The organism is Synechocystis sp. LEGE 06083 (assembly GCF_015207725.1).
In the GTDB taxonomy this organism is placed as follows: Bacteria; Cyanobacteriota; Cyanobacteriia; order Cyanobacteriales; family Microcystaceae; genus Synechocystis; species Synechocystis salina.
This window is the reverse complement of the sequence record NZ_JADEWJ010000122.1, coordinates 1-10,332: the sequence shown is the minus strand read 5'-3', so window position 1 is coordinate 10,332 and position 10,332 is coordinate 1. Positions and strand designations below refer to the sequence as shown.

Here is a 10,332-nt window from a genome sequence, read left to right as displayed (position 1 = left end):
GTGTAGGAGTTTCCTCCGGGGATTCTTCCACCGTGGGGGGGGGATTATTGCGCCGTTGGTTGGTGACCCAAAATCCTGCCGCCATGCCTCCGGCAATCACCAGCAGGACAACCAGGGGCATAACTACCCACTTGATCAACGGTGAACCCTCCTGGGTTTCGCTATACCCGGTAAATTCCTGGCTATAAACTTTGGTGGCTTGGGTGTCGTTGGCGTTATAGGGGGAGCCTACCACTAGGGTTGGAGCGGTGGGTTGGGGCCCCGGTTTAATTTTGTCATTGCCGTTGGTATTTCCTTGGCGATCGCCTGTAGCCATGGAAACATTACTAAAACTGCCCTGGAGGGCCTGGGCCATGGCGGTAGCGGAACTAAATCTTTCCCTGGGATGGTAGCGTACCGCTTGGTCTATGACCTTAGCCAGGGTAGGACTGACTTGGGGCGCTCCCTGTCGCCAAAGAATTTCTCCGGTGCGGCTGTCACTGGTCAAATATTGGGGGGTTTTACCGGTAAGCAAAAAAATAGCCGTGAGCCCCAAACTGTAAAGGTCGCTAGAAAAAACCGGCCTCCCAGCGGCCTGCTCCGAAGCCATGTAACCAGGGGTACCCAAGGCCACGGAATAGGCACTGCGGCCATCGGGATTGACCAACGTGCCCATGGTTTCTTTGATAATGCCAAAATCGATCAGAATTGGCTTACCATCTGCTTCCCGCAGAATAATATTGTCGGGCTTGATATCCCGGTGGATAATGCGCCGTTGATGGATAAACTGCAACACCGGCAAAATGCCCAGCAGCAATTCCTCCACCGCTGTGCTGGAAAAATTCCCCTTTTGGGCGTGGGCTTGGGTGAGGGTCAGCCCGGGAATCCATTCCTGCACTAGGTAAAAATCTTCCCCTTCACTGAAATATGCGTACAGTTGGGGAATCTGGGCATGGTTCTCTCCCAACTCTTCGAGGATGGCCGCTTCTCGGTGGAATCTGTCCCTTAACCATGGGGGAATTTCTGGATTTTCCAGCACCGGTTTGAGGTGTTTGATCACACACTTCCGGGCCGAGGGCATGTGGGTATCCCGGGCTAAAAAAGTTTCCCCAAACCCCCCTCTTCCTAGGGTTTCAATAATTCGGTAGCGATTGTTGAGTAGCTTTAGTGGGGTAACCATAGCAATGCCCTATGCTCCTAGCTTGTCCAGCTTTCAAATAAACCATTCTGCGGCCCTGGCCCCAAGTTCCAGGGGAATACTAACTGCTTTACCTAGGCGGGGTTTTTCTTTGGTTTGAGCGATGAACTGTTGCACCTGTTCCCCCCCTCCCCAGGCCTGGAGATACTGGGCGATCGCCTCTAGATTAGCGAAATAATCCTCTTCGGAGAGGGGAAAGGAGGCCTGTTCCAGGTACCGCCACATAATCTGTAGAAAAATGCGGTCTTTGATGCGTCGCAATTGCACATCGAAGGAATAACCCCATTTGTCCACAATCAACTGGTGTAACTGTTTACCGGTCATGGCTCAACACCGAAATTGCCCCAGGCGATCGCCGCTTGATGCCCATGCCTAGACAGGTTTGGATTTTTCAGCGACAATTTTCCCTAGTCCCATTAAAGCATTCCATGACTGTCAGCACCGCCACCCCTGCCCCCACTGCCATGAGTCAGGTCGTCAATGGATTATTGGCCGTCAAGCCCCTGTGGAACGTGGCTAAATGGCAAGCGCGTTCCATGATGATCAAACGGGCGGAGCGACTCGGTATCCCTTGGCGGGAGACGGTGAAACAATACCAACAGCAGGACTGGCAAGGGGATTGGGGGTCAGTGGTCAACCAAGACCTCACCTATCCCGACTATTACAACGCCTCTTTCCATGGCTATGACCAAGGCCATATGTGTTGGGACGCGGCCTTTGAATTTGAAGTGGCCGCCAACGCGGTTCATTCCAGCCTTTATCCAGAAGCCGGGGCCCAGGGCGACGCTCAGTTACGGCGTAGTTACCACGATGTTTTGCTAGCCCAATTGCCCCAAGCACCCCAAACTATCCTTGATTTGCATTGCACTGTGGGCCTGAGTAGCTTCACTTTGCAAGCCTGTTACCCGCAAGCGGCATTGACCGGGTTGGACTTTTCCCCCTACTACGTCACCCTTGCCCATCATCACGGCCAGGAAAAAGGAGCCGACATTAATTGGGTTCACGCCCTACCGGAAGCCACTGGCCTACAGGCCCAAAGTTTTGACCTAGTTTCCGCTTTTCTGCTGTTCCACGAAATGCCCCAGGAACCCACCCGGCGCATTTTTCGCGAAGCCCGGCGCTTAGTAAAAACCGGCGGCCATTTCACTTTTATGGATATGAATCCCCGCTCCCAGGCTTATCTGACCATGCCAGCCCATATTATGACCCTGCTGAAAAGCACGGAACCTTTTATGGACCAGTATTTTGCTTTGGATGTGGAGCAGGAATTATTGGAAGCCGGTTTCGACCAGGTGAGTATTCAGTCCAATAGTCCCCGGCATCGCACTGTCATCGCTTCCGTACAACCCTAGTCGCCATTCCTGACTTTGACCCGTCGTAACCTGCTATGGAAGAAACTTTTGTCGCACCGAACGGAGATAGTGATAGCAATTTTGGCTTAGCCCTGGCCGCCCTGACCCAGTCTTTGCAAAAACTGCAAACCCGTTACGACGAGGTTCAATCCCAGAGGGCCAAGCAACAACAAATCCAGGAATATCGTGCCGATGTGGAAACCAGGCTCCAGGGGGAAGCCCAGGCGGAATTGGAGCAGGAATTGGCCCGCATCCGTTCGGAGTTGGAAGCGTTATCCCTGGAATTAGAGAGTGAACTGTTGACCGATCGCCAGTTGCAAAAAATGTTTTGGGATGGTCTACGGCGGGGTTTGATGGGGGATGTGTTTTGGCAAATAATCCGCTTTGGTGGCCTGGGTTTGGTGCTGGGTTGGGCCCTAAAAAGTTGGGTTGGCTGAACAATCTGTCAACAATTGAGGCTGGCACTGGCCAAGTCCAGGAAAGTTTTGCCAGGGGTTAATTTTGCCCTCCATGGAGCCGCTGAAGCTGGGGAGTTTTAAAGTTTGTCTTGGTTTCCCCTAACTTCAAAGTCGTGAAACTAGGGGACTTTGCCAACCCCCTCTAGTGGAGGAAATGACGCAGGCCAGTGAAAATCATCACTAGGCCCAATTCGTTGGCCGCTTGGATAGAATCTTGATCTCGCATGGAGCCCCCCGGTTGGATGATGGTGGTAATGCCAGCGGCGGCGGCGGTGCGGACGGAATCGTCAAAGGGAAAGAAGGCATCACTGGCCAGACAAGCTCCTTGGGCTTCTGCCCCCGCTTGTTTCAGGGCAATTTCCACGGATCCGACTCGGTTCATTTGCCCCGCTCCCACCCCCAGGGTAGTTTTATTTTTGGTAATGGTGATGGCGTTGGATTTAACGTGTTTGCACACTTTCCAGGCAAAGGCCAATTCCGCCAACTCTGTCGCACTGGGTTGTTTTTCTGTCACCACCTGCCAGACATTGGGATCTTCCCGTTCATCGTCCGCCGACTGCACTAAAAATCCGCCGGCGATCGCCTTAATGGTTTGACTGGGGCCGGTGGCCAGATCGGGGAGAATTAAGACCCGCAAATTATTTTTCCTGGCTAGAATTTCCCTGGCCTGGTCATCACAACCGGGGGCCACAATACATTCCAAAAAGGTTTTCACCATTTCCGTTGCAGTGGGGCCATCCAAGGATTGGTTCAGGGCCACAATGCCTCCAAACGCAGAGGTGGCATCGGCATTAAAAGCCTTTTGATAGGCTTCTACCAACGTGGGAGCTAAAGCCACACCACAGGGATTGGTATGTTTTAAGATCACCGCCGCCGGTTCAGTGGAGTCAAATTCATTAATAATGCGCCGGGCCGCTTCCAAATCCACCAAATTGTTATAGCTCAGTTCCTTACCCTGGAGTTTCTCGGCCTTAGCCCAACCCGTCGCCTCTCGCCCTGTTTGGTACCAGCCTGCACTTTGATGGGGATTTTCTCCATAACGCAACGGCTGGCGCAATGTGCCGCTAATGCCAAATCGGGTTGCACTGTCCTCGTTTAAACCACTGAAATAATTGGCGATCGCCTGGTCGTAGGCATTGGTGAGGGCAAAGGCTTCCCCGGCGAATTGTTGGCGCAGAGCTAAGGGAATTTCCCCCTGTTCCTGTAGAGCAGTCAAATAAGCTCCGTACTGGCTGGGGTTAGTGAGGACGGTGGTATGGGCAAAGTTTTTGGCAGTGGCTCGAATCATGGCGGGGCCACCGATGTCAATCTGTTCCACCGCTTCGGCTACCGTTACCCCGGCCTTAGCAATGGTCTGCTCAAAGGGATAAAGGTTAACCACCACCAGATCCAGCGGACGAATATCGTTGGCTTGTAAATCCGCTTGGTCACTAGCTAAATCCCGCCGAGCCAAAATGCCCCCATGGATGCGGGGATGCAACGTTTTTACCCGACCACCCAAAATTTCCGGTGCCCCAGTGTAATCACTCACCTTGGTGACGGGGACCCCAGCTTCTTTGAGGGTTTTGGCAGTGCCACCACTACTGATCAGGTCAAACTGAAATTCATTCACTAGCCGTTGGGCCAGCTCCACAATGCCACTTTTGTCAGACACACTCAGCAGGGCTAAACGGGCCATTGCCTTCTCCTCTTGGTAATTTTTCCGTCCTCCATTATCCCCCAGGAGTTGGACTCCCTTACCCTTTCCTGTCCAGACTAGGGGGTTGGAAGTGGTACACCGCCTCGATCGCCTGACGACAACCATCGGCCAGACAATCCAGCAAAACCGCCCCTTTCTCTTTGGTGGCTACGGTGGCATCACCCATCACCCCACTGCGACTCACTTCTTTCGTTAACCAAGCAAAGGGCAAACTTCCTTCCATGCTCAGCAATTCGCCGTCGGCGGGAATCCCCTGGGGAAATTCCTTCACCAAACGATCTTCTCGCACCAGCTCCGGCCAGAGGGCCATCATCAAGCTGGTTTCCCCATCCCCCGCATGGATACCGTGGGTCATCTCCTTGGGGGTGAGTAAATCCGCCGCACAATGGGGCATGCGCCAGGTGAAAAAGGGAAAAATTTGCAGATCTGGGTAAGTTTGGTGCAGATCCCGAGCCGCAATTTCCAACACCTGAATCTGGCCACCGTGGGAGTTGAGCAAAATCCATTTACGGAAGCCCGATTGATACAAACTAGCCGCCACTTCCTTCAGAATAGCCAACAAAGTTTCTGCACTGAGGGTGATTACCCCAGGGAAACCTATATGTTCGTTGGACTTGCCATAGTACAAAGTCGGGAGGACATAGGCCGGAATTTCCGCCCCTAAAGTTTGCAATGCCTTGCCCAAAATCCCCTCAGAAATGGCCGCATCCACCACCAGGGGTAAATGGGGGCCATGCTGTTCAATGGAACCCAGGGGCTGAATAATGATGGTTTTATCTTTATCCGGCAGAGCCTCAATGTCCGTCCAAGTCAGGTAGGCAAAATAACGCTGGGGAGGAATGACGGCGGAATGTAGCATGGTCAGAGGTTTAAATATGCCTTAACCTTAACGAAATTTTTTGCCATTGTCGGCGCTGTATCGAGAGTTGAATCGTTATTGTGGCGCTAGCTATGCCATGCCTCGATCCCATGGGCTAAAACCCATCTTCTACCCAGTTAATAAACATTGAAGCGAAATTTTGACCTGTTTGTTGGCTAAGTTGGGGAAATTTTAACCTTTTCCCTAACCATCTCCGGGGTTAAGCGGGGAACACAAATGACACTTTTTATGGGATCAATTCTCAATAAGATTCCACTATTGCAACTAGCGAGCCTAGCGACTATGATGGATCCCATCGCCCAGACTGCTTCTAAGCGCCCCCATAGAACATGTCCTACACCGCCGATTCCCTCAAAGCCGAACTTAATGCCCGTGGCTGGCGACTGACTCCCCAGCGGGAAAAAATCCTCAATATTTTTCAAAATTTGCCAGAAGGGGAACACCTCAGTGCCGAAGAGTTACACCACCGTCTGGAAGAAGAAAAGGAAAAGATTAGCCTCTCCACAGTTTATCGCAGTGTTAAATTGATGTCCCGCATGGGCATTCTGCGGGAGTTGGAATTGGCGGAGGGGCATAAGCACTATGAGCTACAACAGGCTTCACCCCATCACCATCACCATGTGGTCTGTGTGCAATGTAACCGCACCATTGAATTTAAGAATGATTCCATCCTCAAGCAGAGTTTAAAGCAGTGCGAAAAAGAGGGCTTTCAGTTGATCGATTGTCAGTTAACTGTTACCACCATCTGTCCTGAAGCTATTCGTATGGGTTGGCCTTCCACTTTGCCCAGCAATTGGGCTTGCACCCGCAGTATTTCCCTAGCTTAAGCATTACGCAGGGCCACAATGGGGTCTAATTTCGCTGCTTGACGGGCGGGAACCACACCAAAAAAGAGACCAATACTACCGGAAATGGTCAGGGAAACAACTACGGCGGTGGGGGAAATAATGGTGATGAGGGGGGAAAGGGCTCCAACGATCACCACAATGGCCATGCCTAATACGACGCCAATTACTCCACCACTGGCGGAAACGATCACCGCTTCAATGAGAAATTGACTGAGGATGTCCTGTTCCCCGGCCCCGAGGGCTTTACGCAGGCCAATTTCCTGGGTGCGTTCTGTCACGGACACCAACATAATATTCATCACGCCAATACCCCCGACAATCAGGGAAATACCGGCGATCGCCGCCAGAAGAATGGTCAGTCCCCCGGTGATAGTGTTGACAATATCTAGCATTTGCTTCGCAGAACTAACGCCAAAGTCATCTTCCCCGTTTTGGATATTGTGGCGCAGACGCAAGAGGTTTTCCATTTGGAAAGTGGCCGCCCGCACCGAGTCACCATCCTGGGCTTTAACGTTGATCCAACTCAATTCGATGCCGTAGGGGGAAGTCCTACCCACCAGTTGGGCCACCATGGTATCCAGGGGAATGAAAATAAATTCATCTTGGTTACTGCCCAAAGAAGAACCCTTGGTTTCCATGACGCCAATGACTTCAAAGGTAATATTGTTGATGCGAATATTCTGACCGAGGGGGGTTTGGGTTTGATAAAGGCGATCGGCAATCTCACTACCGAGCACGGCTACCCGACGATGGCGCTCCAGGTCCAGAATGTTGAGGAAGCGCCCCTGGGCCACGGCAAAATTACGAATGGCGGGATATTCGGGGGTAGTGCCCACCACAGTGGCGTTGGTGTTGAGGCTCCGATGGGACACCAATAACCGTCGGTTAATCTCCGGGGCCACCCCGGCCACACTGGGCACTTGGTCGGCGATCGCCTCGGCGTCACTCAAAACCAAGGTTTTCGGTAAATTGAAACTAGCTCGACGATTACGTTGGGAACCGGGTAACACAAACAGCACATTGGGGCCCAAATCTTCCAACTGGGAAGTGGCCAACTCCTGGGCTCCCTGGCCAATGCCCAACATGGCCACAACGGACGCATTACCGATGACGATGCCCAACATGGTCAAACTACTGCGGAGTTTATTGGCCAGCAACATACTAGTGGCCATTCTCAAACTTTCCCGAAATTCAATCACCGTTACCTCTGCTTGGGTTGCTTCCGCTAGTGCATCTAGTTTATTTTATCGATTTCTTCGATTTGACCGCCCTCAGCCCCAGGGGAAAGTTAAATTGAGTTAAAATTCTGTCCCGAGCATCTAAGATAGAATTTCCTTCTGCAATCCCCATACATCCATGGCCACTACCAACATTTCCGACCGTGAAAAAGCCCTCAACGCCGCCCTAGCCCAGATTGAGCGGAGCTTCGGTAAGGGGGCCATTATGCGCTTGGGGGATGCCACCCAAATGCGGGTTGAAACCATTTCCACTGGAGCTTTAACCCTAGATTTGGCCCTGGGGGGCGGTTTGCCCAAGGGTCGGATTGTGGAAATTTACGGCCCTGAAAGTTCCGGGAAAACAACATTGGCCCTCCATGCGGTGGCGGCCACCCAACAGGCAGGAGGAGTGGCGGCCTTTGTGGATGCGGAACATGCCCTTGACCCCGTTTATTCCAAAGCCCTGGGGGTGGACATCGATAACCTCTTGGTGGCCCAGCCCGATAACGGCGAGTCGGCCCTGGAAATTGTGGACCAGTTAGTGCGCTCCACGGCGGTGGATATTATTGTGGTGGACTCGGTGGCGGCCCTGGTACCCCGGGCGGAAATTGAAGGGGAAATGGGAGATACGTCGGTGGGTTCCCAAGCTCGCTTGATGAGTAAGGCCATGCGGAAAATTGCCGGTAACATCGGGCGATCGGGCTGTTTGGTGATTTTCCTCAACCAGTTACGACAAAAAATTGGGGTCACCTACGGCAGCCCTGAAGTGACCACTGGGGGTAATGCGTTGAAATTCTACGCCTCCGTCCGTTTAGACATTCGCCGTATTCAAACCCTGAAAAAAGGCACCGAAGGGGAATACGGTATCCGGGCCAAGGTGAAAGTGGCCAAAAATAAAGTGGCTCCCCCCTTCCGCATTGCTGAGTTTGACATTATCTTCGGCCAGGGCATTTCCCGCATGGGTTGCACCATTGACCTAGCGGAAAAATGTGATGTCATTACCCGCAAAGGGGCTTGGTATAGCTACAACGGCGAAAACATCGCCCAGGGTCGGGATAATGCCATCAAATACCTGGAGGAAAATCCGGAAATCGCCGCCACCATCGACCAACAGGTACGGGAAAAATTGTCGTTAATTAATGCAGTTTTTCCGGTGGACACAGAGGATGGGGCGGAAGAACAGGGAGAAGAGGGGGATTTTTAAGCCAAGAAAACCTAAGAAATATGGGAAGCGGAAATCAAAAAACCGGCTAAAAAACCAACGATGGTGGCATAGGCCACGGAACTCCCTCCCAATTCATAGGCTTCGGGCATCATGGTGCTAGCTAACATGGCTAAAATTCCTCCGCCGGCGATCGCCTGGGCCAGGGCCACCAGTAATAGGGTGCCACTCTGGCCAATGGCGTAGCCCACTATGGCAATGAGTCCACTGGCCACCACGGCCCCAAACCAGAGGGTTAAAATTCTGCGGTTAGAAATGCCGGCCTGTTTCATGCCAAAGGAACTGGAAAGAGCTTCGGGAAAATTAGAAATAAACACAGCAAACAAAAAAGCGCCGCCCCAGGGGGTGACATGGGTATTCATGCCGATCACCATAGACTCCGGAATGTTATCGAACAGTGTGCCCACCAAAATGGCCATGGGAGCGGAACTTTGGGCCAATTTTGTCAACACCTGGCGATCGCCTTCCGCCAGTGGTTCTAACACCGAAACTGTATCTGTGGGGGGAACAATTGCTTCAAAGTCCGTGGCCAATTGCAAACGGCGGGCAAGTTTGCGGCTCAGGGCCAGGGCTAGATGGGGAGACTGGCTGAGAATATGGGCAAAATTTTCCTTATCGAGTTGATACAGTTCCATGGGAGTGAAGGCTACTACTGTGGCGGATCTGGGCTCCCCGGTGAGCAAAGACATTTCCCCAAAAATATCGCCGGATTTCAGCCGATTAACCCAGGTTGTCCCCTTATACACATCCGCTTCACCGCCACCGATCAAATAAAAATAATCCCCCTGGTCCCCTTCCCGGCAGAGCGGTTCCCCCGGCTGGGCGTGGTGGGGAGTCAGTAGGGCCGCTAGCTGATGCTTTTCCTCCTCAGGCAAGGCGTTCATCACCTCACTATGGGCAAGGTAGTCCACCAGCTCATGGGATTCAAGAATTTGGTGTTCCACCACATAGCGACGACTGACGGCGGGTTTACGCAAAAAGCCCCCATGTTCATCAATGTATTTACTCAGACTAATAAATAAAACTCCCCCGAATAAAAATCCCCCCACCAAAACCACCACATTGGCACTACGGTAAACGGCACTGGCAATTTCCAAGGCGATCGCCGCCATCAAAGTACCACTACCAAAGGCCATCACCGCCGCTAGAAATTTTCGTCCCGGTTGCCAAGCCACAGCAATTAAAGCCCCTAGGGCCATGCTGGAAGCGCCCAAAATACCCTGAAAGAAAGCGGTCAAAGCAAGGTTTTCCACCGTTCTAAGCAAATTTATGGTTATCGGACTGAATCTTTCCCAGTTCCATTAACTGCTAGAGGGTGGGCTAGAGGCAAGGTCCATGGAGCATGGGTAGCCAGACATCTAATACCAATCTACGGGAATGGAGTCGTCCAAGACCGGTTCCGGTGCAAATCCCCCCGGTTCCTGTGATGCTGGGGTTGGTGGGGGTGGATTAGGAGCCACGGGGTTATTCGCCGGGGCT

10 protein-coding genes are annotated in these 10,332 nt (G+C 52.4%); 4 read left to right on the top strand and 6 right to left on the bottom strand.

Going from position 1 to position 10,332, the window contains the following annotated elements; translation table 11 throughout:
- Both IQ219_RS10740 and IQ219_RS10735 read right to left on the bottom strand, forming a co-directional pair.
- The coding region (locus IQ219_RS10740; protein WP_194072589.1) for a serine/threonine-protein kinase at window positions 1–1,159 on the bottom strand (1,159 nt) is incomplete at its 3' end.
- Window positions 1,160–1,192: 33 nt separating this feature from the next.
- Complete coding sequence (locus tag IQ219_RS10735; RefSeq protein WP_010874344.1) at window positions 1,193–1,501, bottom strand: DUF3067 family protein; 309 nt, start codon at window positions 1,499–1,501, stop codon at window positions 1,193–1,195.
- A gap of 44 nt (window positions 1,502–1,545) precedes the next feature.
- Between IQ219_RS10735 and IQ219_RS10730 the strand changes: the two genes are divergently transcribed.
- Both IQ219_RS10730 and IQ219_RS10725 read left to right on the top strand, forming a co-directional pair.
- Entirely contained in the window at window positions 1,546–2,529 is a 984-nt protein-coding gene (locus IQ219_RS10730) for a class I SAM-dependent methyltransferase (RefSeq protein WP_190599165.1), read from the top strand.
- Between the two features lie 35 nt (window positions 2,530–2,564).
- Complete coding sequence (locus IQ219_RS10725) at window positions 2,565–2,966, top strand: hypothetical protein (RefSeq protein WP_190599166.1); 402 nt, start codon at window positions 2,565–2,567, stop codon at window positions 2,964–2,966.
- Window positions 2,967–3,129: 163 nt separating this feature from the next.
- On the opposite strand, the gene purH is transcribed toward IQ219_RS10725, so the two are convergent.
- Window positions 3,130–4,665: a bifunctional phosphoribosylaminoimidazolecarboxamide formyltransferase/IMP cyclohydrolase gene (purH, locus tag IQ219_RS10720; RefSeq protein ID WP_194072588.1), complete on the bottom strand. Its 1,536-nt coding sequence runs from the start codon at window positions 4,663–4,665 to the stop codon at window positions 3,130–3,132.
- 58 nt (window positions 4,666–4,723) lie between these two features.
- The gene (locus IQ219_RS10715) at window positions 4,724–5,545 is read right to left on the bottom strand and encodes a creatininase family protein (RefSeq protein WP_194072587.1); all 822 of its coding nucleotides are present in this window, start codon (window positions 5,543–5,545) and stop codon (window positions 4,724–4,726) included.
- A gap of 350 nt (window positions 5,546–5,895) precedes the next feature.
- On the opposite strand from IQ219_RS10715, the gene IQ219_RS10710 reads away from it, so the two are divergent.
- Complete coding sequence (locus tag IQ219_RS10710) at window positions 5,896–6,393, top strand: transcriptional repressor (RefSeq protein ID WP_190599169.1); 498 nt, start codon at window positions 5,896–5,898, stop codon at window positions 6,391–6,393.
- Here the strand turns inward: IQ219_RS10710 and IQ219_RS10705 are convergent.
- Window positions 6,390–7,613 (bottom strand): ABC transporter permease, encoded by a 1,224-nt coding sequence (locus IQ219_RS10705; protein WP_194072586.1) that lies wholly within the window; start codon window positions 7,611–7,613, stop codon window positions 6,390–6,392. The genes IQ219_RS10710 and IQ219_RS10705 overlap by 4 nt on opposite strands.
- Before the next feature lie 157 nt (window positions 7,614–7,770).
- Between IQ219_RS10705 and recA the strand changes: the two genes are divergently transcribed.
- Window positions 7,771–8,835, top strand: coding sequence for a recombinase RecA (recA, locus tag IQ219_RS10700; RefSeq protein WP_190599171.1), 1,065 nt, complete (start codon window positions 7,771–7,773; stop codon window positions 8,833–8,835).
- An 11-nt stretch (window positions 8,836–8,846) separates the two neighbouring features.
- Here recA and IQ219_RS10695 read toward each other — a convergent pair whose 3' ends face one another.
- A complete protein-coding gene (locus IQ219_RS10695) occupies window positions 8,847–10,091 on the bottom strand; it encodes a cyclic nucleotide-binding domain-containing protein (RefSeq protein WP_228016947.1) in 1,245 nt (414 codons plus the stop codon).
- Window positions 10,092–10,332 lie beyond the last annotated feature (241 nt).

Excerpts from the sequence above, each read along its gene's own strand:
- recA (WP_190599171.1), top strand. The coding sequence starts at position 7,771 with ATGGCCACTACCAACATTTCCGACCGTGAAAAAGCCCTCAACGCCGCC.
- IQ219_RS10710 (WP_190599169.1), top strand. The coding sequence starts at position 5,896 with ATGTCCTACACCGCCGATTCCCTCAAAGCCGAACTTAATGCCCGTGGC.
- IQ219_RS10725 (WP_190599166.1), top strand. The coding sequence starts at position 2,565 with ATGGAAGAAACTTTTGTCGCACCGAACGGAGATAGTGATAGCAATTTT.
- IQ219_RS10730 (WP_190599165.1), top strand. The coding sequence starts at position 1,546 with ATGCCTAGACAGGTTTGGATTTTTCAGCGACAATTTTCCCTAGTCCCA.
- IQ219_RS10715 (WP_194072587.1), bottom strand. The coding sequence starts at position 5,545 with ATGCTACATTCCGCCGTCATTCCTCCCCAGCGTTATTTTGCCTACCTG.
- purH (WP_194072588.1), bottom strand. The coding sequence starts at position 4,665 with ATGGCCCGTTTAGCCCTGCTGAGTGTGTCTGACAAAAGTGGCATTGTG.
- IQ219_RS10735 (WP_010874344.1), bottom strand. The coding sequence starts at position 1,501 with ATGACCGGTAAACAGTTACACCAGTTGATTGTGGACAAATGGGGTTAT.